Source organism: Dactylosporangium sp. NBC_01737 (genome assembly GCF_035963215.1).
In the GTDB taxonomy this organism is placed as follows: domain Bacteria; phylum Actinomycetota; class Actinomycetes; order Mycobacteriales; family Micromonosporaceae; genus Dactylosporangium.
The window spans coordinates 3,712,735-3,729,474 of the sequence record NZ_CP109153.1 but is presented as its reverse complement, the minus strand read 5'-3'; the positions used below and the strand labels follow the sequence as shown (position 1 = coordinate 3,729,474).

Below are 16,740 nucleotides of genomic sequence, written 5' to 3'. Positions count from 1 at the left end.
AACTGCGGCAGCCGCCGAAGCTAGGGACATCACAGCAAGAGGCCCCCAGGCCGGGGGGCTGGGGGCCTTCTGCTGTGATGCGGTGTTACAGGGTGCTGCGTCGACCGCGACCCATCACGCCGACCACCAGGGCCACGCCGATCGCGGCGACCAGCACCTGGATCAGCAGCTCGCCCCAGTCGACACCGGGGGTGTCGGTGGAGATGCCGATGGCGTTCGCGATGACGGTGCCGAGCAGCGCGGCGATCACGCCGATCACCATGGTCAGCCAGATCGGGATGTTCTGGCGGCCGGGAACTACCAGCCGCCCGAGCGCACCGACGATCAGGCCGACGATCAGTGCCGTGATGATTCCGGTGACAGTCACGGTGTCCTCCTTCAGAGCCTCAACCAGGGGGTCTTGCAGTTGCGGTTGCGCTCTTATTGCCCGTGACGTCAGGGGACCAAACGCCCCGACGATCGACGAACTTCGCGTATCGCCGACTCCATCGTGGAGAACGCGAGAGGTGGCGGATCGGACAAGGGCATCCAGGCGAGCTCGGTGCCCTCGGCCGGGTCGAGGGTGATCGTGGCGCCGGGGGCGAGAGTGGCCAGCCAGAAACAGTCCAGGACCGGCAGCGGCTCGTCCTGGAACTCGTACGTGCCGATCCACATGCCGACGAAGGCGCCGAGGTGGATGTCGACGCCGAGCTCCTCGCGGGCCTCGCGGACGGCGGCGTCACGCGGGTGCTCAAAGCCGTCGCAGAAGCCGCCCGGCAGGTCCCACCAGCCCTGCTGGGGCGGGCGGGCCCGGCGGATCACCAGGAAGCGGTCGCCGTCGACGATGATGGGGGTGCCGGTCGGGCGGGGGTTGACGAAGACGGCGTAGCCGCAGGCGGCGCACGCCACCGGCGGAGCGTCCGTGGACGCCCCGCAGCGGGGGCAGTGCCTCACTTCTTCGGCTTGTCCGAGGTCGGGGCGTCCGAGGTCGACAGGGCGGCGATGAACGCCTCCTGCGGCACCTCGACGCGGCCGACCATCTTCATCCGCTTCTTGCCTTCCTTCTGCTTCTCCAGCAGCTTGCGCTTGCGGCTGATGTCACCGCCGTAGCACTTGGCGAGGACGTCCTTGCGGATGGCGCGGATCGTCTCGCGGGCGATGATCCGGCTGCCGATGGCGGCCTGGATCGGCACCTCGAACTGCTGGCGCGGGATGAGCTTCTGCAGCTTGCCGGCGATCGTGACGCCGTAGTTGTACGCCTTGTCCTTGTGCACGATCGAGCTGAACGCGTCGACGGGCTCGCCGTGCAGCAGGATGTCGACCTTCACCAGGTCCGAGGCCTGCTCGCCGCTGGGCTCGTAGTCGAGGCTGGCGTAGCCCTTCGTGCGGCTCTTCAGCTGGTCGAAGAAGTCGTAGATGATCTCGCCGAGCGGCAGCGTGTAGCGCAGCTCGACCCGGTCGGCGGACAGGTAGTCCATGCCGAGCAGGACGCCGCGGCGGCCCTGGCACAGCTCCATGACCGCGCCGACGAAGTCGTTGGGGGTCAGCACCGTCGCCCGGACGGTCGGCTCGAAGATCTCGCCGGTCTTGCCGTCGGGGAACTCGCTGGGGTTGGTGACCGCGACCTCGGTGCCGTCGGTGGTGATCACCCGGTAGACCACGTTGGGCGCGGTGGAGATCAGGTCGAGGTTGAACTCCCGCTCGAGGCGCTCCTGGATGATCTCCAGGTGCAGCAGGCCGAGGAAGCCGCAGCGGAAGCCGAAGCCCAGTGCCAGGCTGGTCTCCGGCTCGTACACCAGAGCGGCGTCGTTGAGCTTGAGCTTGTCCAGGGCGTCGCGCAGCAGCGGATAGTCCGAGCCGTCGATCGGGTAGAGGCCCGAGTAGACCATCGGCTTCGGGTCCTTGTAGCCGCCCAGCGCCTCGGTGGCCGGCTTGGCGTTGATGGTGACCGTGTCGCCGACGCGGGACTGGCGCACGTCCTTCACGCCGGTGATGAGGTAGCCGACCTCACCGGCGCCCAGGCCGTCGCTCTTGATCGGCTCGGGCGAGATGACACCGATCTCCAGCAGCTCGTGGACCGCGCCGGTCGACATCATCTTGATCTTGTCACGGGCGCCGAGCCGGCCGTCGACGACGCGGACGTAGGTGACCACGCCGCGGTACACGTCGTAGACCGAGTCGAAGATCATCGCGCGGGCGGCGCCGTCGTTGCCCGGCTGGGGCTCGGGCAGCTGCCGCACGATCTCGTCGAGCAGGTGCGGCACGCCGACGCCGGTCTTGCCCGACACGCGCAGGCAGTCGTCGGGGTCGCAGCCGATGAGGTGGGCGAGCTCCTCGGCGTACTTCTCGGGCTGCGCGGCCGGCAGGTCGATCTTGTTGAGCACCGGGATGATCGTCATGTCGTTCTCGAGCGCGAGATACAGGTTGGCGAGGGTCTGCGCCTCGATGCCCTGCGCCGCGTCGACGAGCAACACGGCGCCCTCGCAGGCGGCCAGGCTGCGGGAGACCTCATAGGTGAAGTCCACGTGGCCCGGGGTGTCGATCATGTTGAGCACGAACTGCTCGCCGGTCAGGTCGCCCTCGCGGACCACCCACGGCATGCGCACGGCCTGGCTCTTGATGGTGATGCCGCGCTCACGCTCGATGTCCATGCGGTCGAGATACTGCGCCCGCATCTGCCGCGCGTCGACCACCTCGGTGAGCTGCAGCATCCGGTCGGCCAGCGTCGACTTACCGTGGTCGATGTGCGCGATGATGCAGAAGTTGCGGATCCGGTCCGGCACGGTGGCACCGGGGCGGTTCACGCCGGGGTCGTTCGTCGGTGGCACAGGCGTCCGTTCTCCATGAGGGTGGGGATCAGACCTCTATCGTCCCATGCCCGGGGATCTCGCCGAAGCGCCGCCGGTACGAAGCCCCGCCGCTACCGGACAAGTCCGGATATGGCGGGGCATATCGCACGTCAGAGCAGCGCGCCCTCGTCGTGGAGCCAGTCGACGAACCCCATCGCGACGACGGCCGCGCAGTCGACGAGCTCGGCGATGAGCTCGGGGTGGGCGCCGGACAGCAGCGGCACCTGCATCTCGGCGTAGATCGGGAGCTGGCCGCGGTCGGTGGGGTCACCGACATATGCCTTGTAGAAGCGACGCGTGTGGTTCCACTCGTTGACCACCCGGTAGGAGCGGTCGGCCCAGTCCGGCGGCACCGTGGCGTGCGGCCGGGCGCGGACGACCAGGATCTCGTCCGACGGTCCCTCGAGGGCGAACAGCACGGCATGGCGCTCCCAGAGCGCGAGAAGGCTGCCATCCCCATCGGTCAGGTATCGAATCTCAAGCTGCTCGAGGGCCTCCGCGACCCGCAGCAACGTCACCGGTGCGATCACGCCCGCACCCACGTCCGGGGCTCCGTCGCACACCGCGTCGGTCACCGGAGTCGGCTCCTCCCGTGCCAGCTGCGCGACGGTCGTGTCGGTCTGCGACCCGTCCGTCTGCTCGGCACGCCATGGCCACTTTGGCATCGTCCCGCGCTCCCTAGCTCCCCCGTGGCCTCCACCCGCAATTGCGGTCCGTCGCCAAACGAATTCGCTCGGCGGTGGACCCGAAAGAGGACGGTACCCGTTCGGACGAGTTTCAGCAGCCCCCAATTTCACCCTTGCCCCACCCGTTCGGGTGAGGGTCTTACCACCGTCTATCCGATGAGGAGAGTCTTGGCAGCACGATGCCAGGCAGAGCCATATGCGCAGGCCAGAGCCGTCCATGGACCCAATTTCCGAACATCGACAAAGTCTCGTGCAGGTGCACGGTCGCTCATCGTGAACCCCATTCGCACGACCGCCTGCACGAGCCGCTGCGGTATCTCGACGCGTTCCCCGGAGGCGGTCGTCACGACGATCGGCACATGATCCAGAAGCGCGTCCCGGAGCACCCTCGAACCGACCGCGCGACCCCCGACGCCCTCCGCCGCGGCGGTCCGCAACGTGGCCGCGGCGGCCTCCCCGACGCGCCGGATGTCGGTACCCGGGATCCGCTCCACGACGGTCCCGGCACCCCCCGGGATGGACCACCGCCACTCACTGTCCCGAAGTGTGGGAAGCTCTCCATCGAGGGACGTCAGGAGCTCGCGGGCCAGGACGGTGTGATCGCCGTCGACGCGTCCGGGGACGCCGCGGCTCACCAGGACGCCCCACGGCAGGTGCGACCAGAGGGTGACGCGGTCGTCACCGGCCGGTCGCAGCCGGACCAGTGCGCCCGCGTCCAGACGGGCCGCCCGGGCCACGAAGGCCCGGGCGTCAGCGGCTGCGATCCCGTTCAGCCAAGCCACGGGGACAGGAACTCGCGCTCGACGTCCTTCACCCGGCGGGGCCTGCCGGCGGCCAGGTCGAAGGGCACGCAGACGGTCCGCGCCCGGGAGGCGACCGCGTCACCGTCGAAGAGCTCGTAGGCGACGGTCAATCGACTCGCCTTGATCTCCTCCAGCCACAGCTCGATGCGCACGGGATCGCCGTAGTCGATGGGCCGCAGGTAGTCGATCTCATGACGTGAGATGACGATGCCGTCCTCGAACGTCTGCAGCCCGGCCGCCTTCGCCGCGGTGAACATCAATGCCACGCGCGCCTCCTCGTACAGGGTGAGGAAGCGCGCGTTGTTGACATGCCCGTACGCGTCCAGGTCGGACCAGCGCAGGGCGCAGTGGTAGACGAAGCGGGCCACCTCAGTCGCGGGTGAGCTTGCGGTAGGTGACGCTGTGCGGCCGCGCCGCCTCCTGGCCCAGGCGGTCGACCTTGTTCTTCTCGTAGGACTCGAAGTTGCCCTCGAACCAGAACCACTTGGCCGGGTCCTTCTCGTCGCCCTCCCAGGCGAGGATGTGGGTCGCGACCCGGTCCAGGAACATCCGGTCGTGGGAGATGACCACGGCGCAGCCGGGGAACTCCAGCAGCGCGTTCTCCAGCGACGACAGGGTCTCGACGTCCAGGTCGTTGGTCGGCTCGTCGAGCAGCAGCACATTGCCGCCGATCTTCAGCGTCAGCGCCAGGTTGAGCCGGTTGCGCTCGCCGCCGGACAGGACCTTCGTCGGCTTCTGCTGGTCGGGGCCCTTGAAGCCGAACGCCGCGACATACGCCCGGGACGGCATCTCGACCTTGCCGACCATGAGGTGGTCCAGGCCGTCGGAGACGACCTCCCAGACCGTCTTGTCGCCGTCGAGGCCGGAGCGGCTCTGGTCGACGTAGGACAGCTTCACCGTCTCACCGACGCGGACCTGGCCGGCGTCGGGCTGCTCCAGCCCGACGATGGTCTTGAACAGCGTGGTCTTGCCGACGCCGTTGGGGCCGATGATGCCCACGATGCCGTTGCGCGGCAGCGAGAAGGACAGGTTCTCGATCAGCACGCCCCGCTCGTCGAAGCCCTTGAGCAGGTCCTTGGTCTCGATGACCAGGTTGCCCAGGCGCGGGCCCGGCGGGATCTGGATCTCCTCGAAGTCCAGCTTGCGGGTCTTCTCGGCCTCGTTGGCCATCTCCTCGTAGCGCTCGAGGCGGGCCTTGGACTTGGTCTGGCGCGCCTTGGCATTGGAGCGGACCCACTCCAGCTCCTCGGTGAGGCGCTTCTGCAGCTTCTGGTCCTTGCGGCCGGCGACCGCCAGGCGCTGCGCCTTCTTCTCCAGGTAGGTCGAGTAGTTGCCCTGGTAGCCGTGGACCTGGCCGCGGTCGACCTCGGCGATCCACTCGGCCACGTGGTCCAGGAAGTACCGGTCGTGGGTGACGGCGAGCACGGCGCCCGCGTACTTCTGCAGGTGCTGCTCCAGCCAGTTGACGCTCTCCGCGTCGAGGTGGTTGGTGGGCTCGTCGAGCAGCAGCAGGTCGGGCGCCTCGAGCAGCAGCTTGCACAGCGCGACGCGGCGGCGCTCACCACCGGAGAGGGTGGTGACGTCGGCGTCCGGCGGCGGGCAGCGCAGCGCGTCCATGGCCAGGGCGAGGGCGGAGTCGATGTCCCACGCGTCGGCGTGGTCGAGCTCCTCCTGGAGCTTGCCCATCTCCTCCATCAGCTCGTCGGTGTAGTCGGTCGCCATCTGCTCGGCGATCTCGTTGAACCGGGCGAGCTTCGCCTTCGTGCCCGCGACCGCCTCCTCGATGTTGCCGAGGACGGTCTTGGTCTCGTTCAGCGGCGGCTCCTGCAGCAGCATGCCGACGGTGTAGCCGGGCATGAGCCGGGCCTCACCGTTGCTCGGCTTGTCGAGCCCCGCCATGATCTTGAGCAGGCTCGACTTGCCGGCGCCGTTGGGGCCGACCACACCGATCTTCGCGCCGGGCAGGAACGACAGCGTGACGTTGTCGAGCACGACCTTGTCGCCGTGCGCCTTGCGCGCCTTCTCGAGCACGTAGATGTACTGAGCCACGGGGCGCCCCTACCTCCGGTGAGTCTGTGTTCGCGTCGGGCCAATCTTTCCAGGCCCCGGCCCGGCACCCAAATCGGGCGTCACTTCTTGGGCAGGGACTCCTTCACGTCCTCCGTGAAGTTCTGGTCGCCGGTGACCACGAGCTTGTCCCGGGACAGGGCGTACTTGGTGCCGCCGTTGCTCGCGATGAACTTGTCGGTCCCGGACGCGCTGACGCTGCCGCCGCCGAGCAGCAGGCCGTTCTCGCCCTCGACCGGCGTCTCGCCGGCGCCGCCGTTGTAGAAGCTCTTGCGCTTGTCGTGCCCCTGGTACCACAGCCCCTGGCCGTCGGCCTCCAGGCAGACCCAGGCCTCGCGTTTGTCCGTGCGGATGAACAGTTGCAGGGTCAGCGGCGTGGCGGCCTTGGCGTCGCGGCGCTTGACGGCGGCCTCGATGAAGTTCGGGCACGGATCGGCGGCGGGCGTGGGGGCACCCTGGCTCGTCACGGAAACAGCCGGTCGTGGAGACTGTCCGTTACCCGCGTTCGACTTAGGATCATCAATGTCTCGACGGCCCAGCACGAAACCGAACAATGCACCGATGACGGTCAGGATCAGCAACGCGAGCAGGACGACGGTGAGCGTCCGGCCCCGCTCGGGCTCGGCGTAGGCATCGTGCGAGGACATGCCCAGCAGGATCGCACCTGTGAGCCAGCACGCTGCATGCTGCCGGGCACCTTCGGGGATCAGTAGGCTGAAAGTACGAGGGTGGATCACCCAGGGGGAGGACACGACACGTGGCTGGAAACAGTGCATTCGTGGTGGTCGCCAATCGACTGCCGGTCGACAAGGTTGTCGGACCGGACGGCGAGGTCAGCTTCCGCAGAAGTCCAGGAGGCCTGGTCACCGCGCTTGAGCCGGTGCTCCAGCAGCGCAACGGGACGTGGGTGGGCTGGTCGGGTGGCACCGGCGACTCACAGCTTCCGGAGGAGACATTCGAGGCCGGCGGGGTGAAGCTGCACCCGGTCGCGCTCAGCGCAGGTGAGGTCGAGCGGTATTACGAGGGCTTCTCCAACTCCAGCCTGTGGCCGCTCTACCACGACGCCGTGGAGACACCGATCTTCAAGCGACGATGGTGGGAGTCGTATCGCCTGGTCAACGAGCGGTTCACCAAGGCCGTCGCCGACGACGCGGCACCCGGCGCCACCGTATGGATCCAGGACTACCAGCTGCAGCTCGTGCCGGCCTTGTTGCGCGAGACCCGACCCGATCTCAAGATCGGGTTTTTTCTGCACATCCCATTTCCCCCGGTCGAACTGTTCATGCAACTACCCCGCCGGGCGGAACTTCTCAAGGGTCTGCTCGGTGCCGATCTGGTTGGTTTCCAACGGCCACTCGGCGCGCAGAACTTCGTCCAACTGTCCCGACATCTGCTGGGCACCCGCGTGCGGCGCGGCGTCGTGGAGTGGGAGGGCCGCACGGTGCGGGCCGAGGCCTTCCCGATCTCCATCGACGTCGAGGAGATGGAGCGGCTCGCCGCCTCACCGGAAGTGCAGGCCAGGGCGAAGGCGATCAGGACGGAGCTGGGTGAGCCGAAGACCATCATCCTCGGGGTGGACCGGCTGGACTACACCAAAGGGATCGAGCGGAGGTTGAAGGCCTTCCGCGAACTGTTGTCGGATGGACGACTCACAGCGCCGGATACGGTGATGGTACAAGTGGCTACGCCGAGTCGGGAGCGGGTGGAGCACTACCAGACGCTGCGGGTGAACGTTGAACGTGAGGTCGGGCGGATCAATGGGGAGTACGGACGAGTTGGCCAACCGGCCGTGCACTATCTCCATCAGTCGTACAGTCGGGCTGAGTTGGCCGCGCTGTACGTCGCGGCCGACGTCATGATGGTGACTCCGCTGAGGGACGGCATGAATCTCGTGGCAAAGGAGTATGTCGGCGCCCGCGCCGACGGCGGCGGCGCCCTCGTGCTGTCGGAGTTCGCCGGTGCGGCGGCCGAGCTGCGCCAGGCATTCCTGTGCAATCCGCACGACCTCGACGGGGTGAAGGACGCACTCATGCGCGCGATCCACGTCGACCCGGTCGAAGGGCGCAAACGCATGCATGCTATGCATTCCCACCTGCGCTCACACGATGTCCGCGCCTGGGCGGACGCGTTTCTCGACGCTCTCGGCGCAGCATCGTGACCATCATGTTGACCACCACACGCCCGCCTTTGCACCGCCGTGTGCACGTCAATCGCTCCAACGACCTCCATCGCTCCCACGAACAGGCCGGACATGAACCAACACTCGGCGACAGGCACCGTCCTCTCGCTCGACCCGGACCTCCGCGCGGCGGTGCTGCGCGTCGCCCGCGTGCCGAACCTCCTGGTGGCATGTGACTACGACGGCACTCTCGCGCCTATCGTCGCCGACCCCACGAAGGCGACACCCAGCCCAGAATCCGTAGCCGCCGTCCGCGCGTTGTCCTCATTGCCGCAGACAACCGTCGGTGTGATCTCGGGCCGCGCGCTGCGCGACCTGGCCGCCCTGTCGCGCCTCCCCGCCGAGGTGCGACTGGTCGGCAGCCACGGCTCCGAGTTCGACGTCGGTTACGTCGACGAGTTGCCACCGGAGCGCCAGCAGCGCCGTGCGGAGCTGCAGGCGGCGCTCAACGCGATCTGCCGCGATCAGCCGGGTGTCCGGCTGGAGGCGAAGCCGGCCAGCGTCGCGGTGCACACCCGCGCGGCGCCCCGCGACGTCGCCGGGCGGGTCTTCGACGCGGTCCGCAGCGGTGCGGCCCTGTGGCCCGACATCGAGGTGACCACCGGCAAGGAGGTCATCGAGCTGTCGGTGGTGCCGACCGACAAGGGCCTGGCCGTCGACGCGCTGCGGATGCAGGTCTCCGCCAGCGCCATCGTCTACCTCGGCGACGACGCGACCGACGAGAAGGCGTTCGCCCACCTGCACGGGCCCGACCTCGGCATCAAGGTCGGGCCCGGCGAGACGCAGGCCCGCTTCAGCATCACCGACGCCGAGGTCGCCGTCGGCGTGCTGGAGCTGCTGCTGCACACCCGGCGGCGCTGGCTGTTCGGCGAGCAGGCGGTGCCGATCGAGCGGCACTCGATGCTGTCCAACACGCACACCGTCGCCCTGCTCACGCCCGCCGCCCGGGTCACCTGGCTGTGCCACCCGAAGCCGGACTCCGGCGCGGTCTTCGCCGACCTGCTCGGCGACACCGCAGCGGGCCACTTCACGGTCCAGCCGGAGCGTGGCGGCATCCCGCTCGGCCAGCGGTACCGGCCGGGCACGATGACCGTGGAGACCCGCTGGTCGGGCCTGACGGTCACCGACTGGCTCGACCACCACGCCACCGGCAACTCGCTCATCCGCGTGCTGTCGGGCAGCTCCCGGGCCCGGATCGACTTCGTGCCGCGGCCCGACTTCGGCCAGGTGCACATCCGGCTGCAGCCGATCGGCGACGAGGGGCTGCTGGTGCTCGGCTCCAACGAGCCGATGGTGCTCTACTCCCCCGGCATCACCTGGGACATCAGCTCCGACGGGCACAGCGACCTGGCCCGCGCGACGGTCGACCTCGGCGCCGCCGGCGGCAGCGCCATGCTGGAGCTGCGCCTGGGCACCGACTCGATCGAGGCGCCGCAGGAGCGCACCGAGCAGCGGCAGGTCGCCGCGGAGGCCGCGTGGCGGGACTGGTCCGACGCGCTGAAGCTGCCGTCGGTCGCCCGCGACCTGGTCAAGCGCAGCGCGCTCACGCTGCGCGGGCTGTGGCACAGGCCGACCGGGGCGATCCTGGCCGCGGCGACGTCCTCGCTGCCGGAGGAGGTCGGCGGGTCCCGCAACTGGGACTACCGGTACTGCTGGCTGCGCGACGCGTCGCTGACCGCCAAGGCCCTCGTCGACCTCGGATCCACCGAGGAGGCCGAGTCGCTGCTGAAGTGGACGCTGAAGGTCGCCGACAACACCGACGGGCACCCGGAGCGGCTCCACCCGCTGTACACGCTCGACGGCACCGAGCTCGGCCCGGAGGCGGTCATCGAGGCGCTGCCCGGCTACGCGGGCTCCCGACCGGTGCGGGTCGGCAACGCCGCCAACGGTCAGGTGCAGCTCGACGTGTTCGGCCCGGTCGCCGACCTGGTCACCACGCTCGCCGAGCTCCGCCCGCCGGAGGCCGGCGACTTCGCCCTCATGGAGGCGATGGTCGAGGCGGTCGAGCGGCGCTGGCACGAGCCCGACCACGGCATCTGGGAGGCGCGCCGGCGGCCCCGGCACTACGTCTACTCGAAGGTCATGTGCTGGATGACCGTCGACCGTGGCATCCAGCTCTTCGAGCGGGCCGGCCGGACCGTGCCGGAGGCGTGGCGGGCGCTGCGCACCACCATCGCCGAGAACGTCCTGGACAAGGGCTGGGACGAGAAGCTCGGCGCATACACCGTCGCCTACGGCTACGACGAGATGGACGCGTCGGTGCTGTGGATCGGGCTGTCCGGTCTGCTGGCCGACGACGACCCGCGGTTCCTCGCCACCGTCCTGGCGGTCGAGGCCGACCTGCGGGAAGGTCCGACGGTGTACCGGTACCGCTGGGACGACGGCCTGCCCGGCGTCGAGGGCGGCTTCCACCTGTGCACCACGTGGATGATCGAGGCGTACCTGCGCACCGGCCGGCGGGCCGACGCGGAGGAGCTCTTCGCCCAGTTCATCGAGTGCGCCGGCCCGACGGGCCTGCTGCCGGAGGAGTACGACCCGCTGACGGAGCGCGCCCTGGGCAACCACCCGCAGGCGTACTCGCACCTGGGTCTGATCCGCTGCGCGCTGGAGCTGGACCGCTCCTGAACGCACATCAGAAGGGGCGCCCACGGGGCGCCCCTTCGTCATGTCGTGAGCGCGTCGACGACCGGGCCGACGACGATGACGGCCGGCGGGCGCAGTGCCGCCTCCTTCACCGCGTCCGCGACCGTGGACAGCTGCGCGCGCACCACCCGCTGATCCCGGGTCGTGCCCTCCTGGATCACCGCGACGGGGGTGTCGGGCGCGCGGCCGTGCTCCTGCAGGACGGCGGCGATCGCCGGCAGGTTCTTCAGGCCCATCAGGATGCTCAGCGTGCCCCGCAGCCGGGCCAGGGCCGCCCAGTCGACCAGCGACTCGGGGTGCGCCGGGGCGAGGTGCCCGGAGACGACCGTGAACTCGTGCGCCAGGCCCCGGTGGGTGATCGGGATGCCGGCCGCCGCGGGTACCGCGATCGAGCTGCTGATGCCGGGCACGACGCTCACCGGTACACCGGCCGCAACGCATGCCAGGAGCTCCTCGCCGCCACGTCCGAAGACATACGGGTCGCCGCCCTTGAGCCGGACCACGAACTTGCCCTGCAGGGCCCGGTCGACCAGGACCCGGTTGATCTCCTCCTGCGCCGCCGACGGGCCGTAGGGGATCTTCGAGGCGTCGAACAGCTCGACCTCGGGCCGCAGCTCGTCCAGCAGCAGCCCGGCGGCCAGCCGGTCGATGACGACCACGTCGGCGGCCGCGAGGAGCCGGCGGCCACGGACCGTGAGCAGCTCCGGGTCGCCGGGGCCGGAGCCGACCAGCGCGACCCGGCCGGGACCGGCCTCGGGCGGGGTCGCGGCCACGATCGCGCCGGCGGCGAGCTGCTCGCCGATCGCGTCGCGGACGGCGACGGAGCGGGCCGGGTCGCCCCCGCCGAGCACGGCGACGGTCACCGGACCCTGCCGGGTCACCGCCGGGGTCCAGGCGGTGGCGGCGTGCCGATCGTCGGCGCGGACGCAGAAGACCCGGCGGGCCGCGGCGAGCTCGCTGATCGTGGCGGCCGCGGCGGCGTCGCTGACCGCCACGTGGACCAGCCACGCGTCGTCGATGTCGGACGGCTCGAAGCGCCGGGCGCGCCAGGTGACCCGCCCCGCGTCGACGTGGGCCTGCAGCGCGGGGGTGATGTGGGGTGACACCAGCACGACGTCCGCGGCGGCGTCGAGCAGCGCGGGAACGCGCCTGGTGGCCACGGCACCGCCGCCGACCACCAGGACGCGCAAACCTTGGAGCACCAGACCGAGGGGGTATGGGTTCACTTGTGGGCAACTCCAGCTGAGTCGAAAGTGGCTACCTCGTGCAACACGCGGACAGCACTGGCCACGATCGGCAGCGCCAGGACGGCGCCGGTGCCCTCGCCCAGGCGCAGGCCCAGGTCGACGAGCGGTTCCAGCTCAAGATAGCTGAGCGCCACGCTGGCGCCGGGCTCGGCCGACCGGTGCCCGGCGACCATGGCCGTGGTGCAGGCGGGTGCGAGCGCGGCGGCGGCGAGGGCCGCCGACGCGGCGATGACACCGTCGATGATCACGGGGATGCGCAGCGCCGCGGCCCGCAGGATGTAGCCGACGAGGGCGGCGTGCTCCAGGCCGCCGACCGCGGCGAGGACGTCGATCGGGTCCTCGGCGCGCAGCGCGACGACCGCGGACGTGACGACCGCCACCTTCCGCGCGTGGGTCTCGCTGTCGATGCCGGTGCCGAGGCCGGTCACGGCGGCCGGGTCGGCGTGCGTGAACGCGGCGATCAGAGCCGCCGACGGGGTGGTGTTGGCGATGCCCATGTCGCCGGTCAGCAGCACCTTCGCGCCCTTGTCCACCAGGGACTGGGCGATCTCGATGCCGACCTCGACGGCCTGCAGCGCCTCGGCGCGGGTCATCGCCGGCTCGACGCTGAGGTCGCGGGTGCCGGCGCGGACCTTGCGCAACTCCAGACCCACGGCGGGGTCGAGGGTGCTCTTCACGCCGACGTCGATCACGGTGACGGTCGCGCCGCACTGCCGGGCGAACGCGTTGACGACCGCGCCGCCGGCCAGGAAGTTGGCGACCATCTGACCCGTGACCTCCTGCGGCCACGGCGTCACACCCTGCGCGTGCACGCCGTGGTCGCCGGCGAAGATCGCCAGCGCGGCGGGCTCCGGGATCGGCGGAGGGCACGTGCCGGCCAGCCCCGCCAGCCGCACCGCCAGCATCTCCAGCACCCCCAGCGAGCCCGGGGGCTTGGTCAGCCTGGCCTGCAGCGCCCTGGCCGCGGCGATCGCCTCGTCGTCGAGCGGCCGGATCGCCGCGAGTGTCTCCGTGAGCATCTTCACCCTCCCAGTACCTTCGACAACACCGCGACGAACGCGTCACTCGTGGCAGTGTCCCGCACCGCAATACGTAACCAGTCCTGGCCCAGTCCCGGGAACGTTTCGCCACGTCGCACCGCGAAGCCGTGCGACCGCAGCTCCTCGCGGACCCTCGTGCCATCGGCGACGTTGATCAGCACGAACGAGCTGCGGGGTACGCCGGCCACCTCGACGCCCACCCGGCGCAGCGCGGCGACGAGGTGGTCGCGGTCGATCGTCAGCCGCTCGGCGATCTCCCGCTCCGTCCGCACGGCGCGCGGTGAGGCGCAGGCGACGGCGGCGGCGAGGGCCGGGGTGGAGACACTCCACAACGGGGCGTGGCGGTTGAGCTCGGCGATCAGCTCGCGTGGGCCCAGGACGTACCCGATGCGCAGGCCGGCGAGGCCCCAGGTCTTGGTCAGGCTGCGGATGACGACGACGTCGCGGTTGCCGGTGAGGGTCTCGGGCTCGCCGGGGACCGTGTCGGCGAACGCCTCGTCGACGACGACCGTCCGGCCGGGCCGCACCCATGACGCTATCTGCACGGATTTATGCAGACATGAGGTTGGATTGGTGGGATTTCCGATGACGACCAGATCCGCCGACCCTGGCGGATCTTTCAGCATGAATCCGTCCCCGGCGTCCAGCAGCAGCCGGTCCACCGCGTGGCCCGCGGTCAGCAGCGCGCTCTCCGGTTCGGTGAACTGCGGGTGCACCACCACCGCGTGCCGGGGGCGCAGCGCCTGCGCCAGCAGCGTGAACGCCTGCGCCGCCCCCGCCGTCAGCAGCACCTCGTCCGCCGGCCGGCCGTGCCGCGCCGCGATCGCCGCGGTCGCCTCCACCGGATCCGGGTACCGCGCGAGGTGCGCCAGCGACGCCGCGATCGGGCCCGTGAGCCACGACGGCGGCGTCTCCTGTCGCACATTGACCGCCAGGTCGACCAGACCCGGCGCGACCTCGGCATCGCCGTGGAACCGCAGCATCAGGCGATCGTCGCGTACGCGGAGGCGATTTGTCCTAGCTTGGAGATGTGATCGCGCGCACGCTGCGAGTGGCCGGAGGATTCCTGGCCCTCGTCCGGACCGGGCTCATCGTTGGGCTCGCGATCGCCGTGCTGGTCTATCCGATGGTCGCCCTCACCGGCGTGGGTGTGAAACGCGGCACCGACGCGCTCGCCACCCCGGTCGGGGCGCTGCGCTCCTCACTGCCGGCGCAGACCAGCCACGTGTACGCCGCCGACGGCACCACGCTGCTCGCGCAGTTCTACGAGGAGTACCGCACGTACACCGCGCTGGACACCATCTCGCCCAACATCCAGAAGGCGATCGTCGCCGCCGAGGACGCCCGCTTCTGGGAGCACCACGGCGTCGACTTCAAGGGTGTCGCCCGGGCGTTCGTCGCGAACCAGAAGGCCGGCGCCGTCTCGCAGGGCGCGTCGACGCTGACCATGCAGTACGTGCGCAACGTCCTGCGCGACAGCGCCGACACCCCGGCCGAGGTCTCCGAGGCGACGGAGCAGACCGGCGCCCGGAAGCTGCGCGAGATGAAGCTCGCGATCGAGCTCGAGAAGCACATGAGCAAGACCGAGATCCTGGAGCGGTACCTCAACGTCGCGTACTTCGGGCACCGCGCCTACGGCGTCCTCGCCGCCGCGGAGGTGTACTTCTCCAAGCGGCCCGCCGACCTCACCGTCCCCGAGGCCGCGCTGCTCGCCGGCCTGGTGCAGGCGCCGTCCTCGTACGACCCCGCGGGCCGCTCCGCCGCCTCCGTCGCGGCGGCAACCGAGCGGCGCGACTATGTCATCGACCGGATGGCCGACCTCGGCTACCTCGACGCCGCCTCGGCGGTCGCCGCCCGTGCCACCCCGATCGCATTGCAGCTCAGCGAACCACCCAACGACTGCCTCGCCACCGCGCCCGGCTGGGGCTTCTTCTGCGCGATGTTCCGGTCGTGGTGGAGCAACCAGCCCGGCCTCGGCGCCACCCCGGACGAGCGGCTCGACCGGCTGCGCCGCGGCGGGTACACCGTGGTCACGTCGCTCGACCCGCGCATCCAGGCGGTCGCGCAGGCGCAGGTGCTGAAGCGGGAGAAGACGCGCAGCCCGTACGCGCTCGGGCAGGTCGCCGTCGAACCCGGCACCGGCCTCATCCGCGCCATGGCCGTGAACCGCACCTACTCCCTCGACCGCGCCAGCAACGGCCCGCACTCCGACCCCCGCCAGCGCAAACGCCTCCGCGGCAACTACCCCAACACGGTCAACCCGCTCCTCGGCGGCGGCGACATGGCCGGCTACCAGGCCGGCTCCACGTTCAAGATGTTCACGCTGCTGGCCGCCCTCGAACAGGGCATGCCGCTGTCGACCGCGATCAACTCGCCGAAGACGTTCGTGTCGAAGTACAAGACCGGCCGCGACAGCCCGGCCCGCTGCGGCGTGGACAGCTGGTGCCCCTCCAACGCCTCCGCCTCCATGACCGGCCGCCAGACCATGTGGTCCGGCTTCGGCAAGTCCGTCAACACGTTCTTCGTCCAGCTCGAGCAGCGCGTCGGGGCCGAGTCCGCGGTCCGCATGGCCGAACGCCTCGGGCTGCACTGGCGCACCGGCATCGACCGGCTGCAGGCCTCCCCGGCGAAGGCGAAGACGTGGGGCGCGTTCACGCTCGGCGTCGCCGACACCACGCCGCTGGAGATGGCCGGCGCCTTCGCGACCGTCGCCGCCGACGGCATGCACTGCGAACCCATCCCGGTGGTCTCGATCCGGCAGGTCGACGGCGTCGAGGCGGTGGACGCGAACGGTGTACCGGTGGCCCGCCCCCGCTGCGCGCAGGTCCTGTCCCCCGACGTCGCGCGCGGCGCGGTCGACGCGGCCCGCTGCGTCACCGGCTTCAAGGCCGCCGCGGGTGACTGCGGCGGCTGGGGCACCGCGTCGAGGGTGTACCCCACGGTCCGCCGCCCGGTCGCCGGCAAGTCCGGCACGACGGACGACAACCGGGCCGCGTGGTTCGTCGGCATGACGCCGGGGCTGACGGTCGCGGGGTTCATCGCCGACCCCGACAACCCGCTGCACCGGGTCGGCTCGGCCAACGCCGGAAAGCCCCGCGAGACGGTCGCCGAGACGCTCCGCGAAGCCCTCGCCGGCACCGCCGTGCGCCAGTTCACCCCGCCGAGCACGGTCGTGGCGTACGGCGCGAACGCCAAGCCGCGTGCGTACAAGAACCGCCGCTGACCCGCGCCCTGCTCGTCCGGCTGC

At 70.4% G+C, this 16,740-nt stretch carries 14 protein-coding genes; 3 read left to right on the top strand and 11 right to left on the bottom strand.

Translation table 11 applies throughout. From position 1 onward, the window contains the following. Positions 1-85 precede the first annotated feature (85 nt). The 8 genes from OHA72_RS16805 to OHA72_RS16770 form a co-directional block, all read right to left on the bottom strand. Positions 86-367: a GlsB/YeaQ/YmgE family stress response membrane protein gene (locus OHA72_RS16805; RefSeq protein WP_327008753.1), complete on the bottom strand. Its 282-nt coding sequence runs from the start codon at positions 365-367 to the stop codon at positions 86-88. Positions 368-435: 68 nt separating this feature from the next. Continuing rightward, the gene (locus tag OHA72_RS16800) at positions 436-888 is read right to left on the bottom strand and encodes an NUDIX domain-containing protein (protein ID WP_327008752.1); all 453 of its coding nucleotides are present in this window, start codon (positions 886-888) and stop codon (positions 436-438) included. A gap of 41 nt (positions 889-929) precedes the next feature. Next, the gene (lepA, locus tag OHA72_RS16795) at positions 930-2,807 is read right to left on the bottom strand and encodes a translation elongation factor 4 (RefSeq protein WP_327008751.1); all 1,878 of its coding nucleotides are present in this window, start codon (positions 2,805-2,807) and stop codon (positions 930-932) included. 131 nt (positions 2,808-2,938) lie between these two features. After that, the gene (locus OHA72_RS16790) at positions 2,939-3,493 is read right to left on the bottom strand and encodes a type III secretion system chaperone family protein (RefSeq protein WP_327008750.1); all 555 of its coding nucleotides are present in this window, start codon (positions 3,491-3,493) and stop codon (positions 2,939-2,941) included. 170 nt (positions 3,494-3,663) lie between these two features. Further along, positions 3,664-4,296, bottom strand: a complete 633-nt coding sequence (locus OHA72_RS16785) for a DUF8185 domain-containing protein (protein WP_327008749.1) — start codon at positions 4,294-4,296, stop codon at positions 3,664-3,666. Then, on the bottom strand, positions 4,284-4,685 hold the full coding sequence (locus OHA72_RS16780) for an acyl-CoA thioesterase (RefSeq protein WP_239136000.1): 402 nt from the start codon (positions 4,683-4,685) through the stop codon (positions 4,284-4,286). The genes OHA72_RS16785 and OHA72_RS16780 overlap by 13 nt, the downstream gene beginning before the upstream one ends. A gap of 1 nt (position 4,686) precedes the next feature. Continuing rightward, on the bottom strand, positions 4,687-6,366 hold the full coding sequence (ettA, locus tag OHA72_RS16775) for an energy-dependent translational throttle protein EttA (protein WP_327008748.1): 1,680 nt from the start codon (positions 6,364-6,366) through the stop codon (positions 4,687-4,689). An 80-nt stretch (positions 6,367-6,446) separates the two neighbouring features. Beyond that, the gene (locus OHA72_RS16770; RefSeq protein ID WP_327008747.1) at positions 6,447-7,031 is read right to left on the bottom strand and encodes a hypothetical protein; all 585 of its coding nucleotides are present in this window, start codon (positions 7,029-7,031) and stop codon (positions 6,447-6,449) included. Positions 7,032-7,141: 110 nt separating this feature from the next. Here OHA72_RS16770 and OHA72_RS16765 point away from each other — a divergent pair, with 110 nt between their 5' ends. Together OHA72_RS16765 and otsB are read left to right on the top strand one after the other, a co-directional pair. Then, positions 7,142-8,542 (top strand): alpha,alpha-trehalose-phosphate synthase (UDP-forming), encoded by a 1,401-nt coding sequence (locus OHA72_RS16765; RefSeq protein WP_327008746.1) that lies wholly within the window; start codon positions 7,142-7,144, stop codon positions 8,540-8,542. Between the two features lie 93 nt (positions 8,543-8,635). After that, positions 8,636-11,188: a trehalose-phosphatase gene (otsB, locus tag OHA72_RS16760; RefSeq protein WP_327008745.1), complete on the top strand. Its 2,553-nt coding sequence runs from the start codon at positions 8,636-8,638 to the stop codon at positions 11,186-11,188. A gap of 38 nt (positions 11,189-11,226) precedes the next feature. Here the strand turns inward: otsB and cobA are convergent, their stop codons facing one another. From cobA to cobC, 3 genes are read right to left on the bottom strand one after another with little or no spacing between them, the layout of a single operon-like run. Continuing rightward, entirely contained in the window at positions 11,227-12,432 is a 1,206-nt protein-coding gene (gene cobA, locus OHA72_RS16755; RefSeq protein ID WP_327008744.1) for a uroporphyrinogen-III C-methyltransferase, read from the bottom strand. Then, positions 12,429-13,472 (bottom strand): nicotinate-nucleotide--dimethylbenzimidazole phosphoribosyltransferase, encoded by a 1,044-nt coding sequence (gene cobT / locus OHA72_RS16750; RefSeq protein ID WP_327008743.1) that lies wholly within the window; start codon positions 13,470-13,472, stop codon positions 12,429-12,431. Before cobT ends, cobA begins: the two co-directional genes overlap by 4 nt. 2 nt (positions 13,473-13,474) lie before the next feature. Then, on the bottom strand, positions 13,475-14,476 hold the full coding sequence (gene cobC / locus OHA72_RS16745; RefSeq protein ID WP_327008742.1) for an Rv2231c family histidinol phosphate aminotransferase CobC: 1,002 nt from the start codon (positions 14,474-14,476) through the stop codon (positions 13,475-13,477). Positions 14,477-14,523: 47 nt separating this feature from the next. Between cobC and OHA72_RS16740 the strand changes: the two genes are divergently transcribed. Continuing rightward, entirely contained in the window at positions 14,524-16,716 is a 2,193-nt protein-coding gene (locus OHA72_RS16740; RefSeq protein WP_442788593.1) for a transglycosylase domain-containing protein, read from the top strand. The last annotated feature ends 24 nt before the right edge of the window (positions 16,717-16,740 follow it).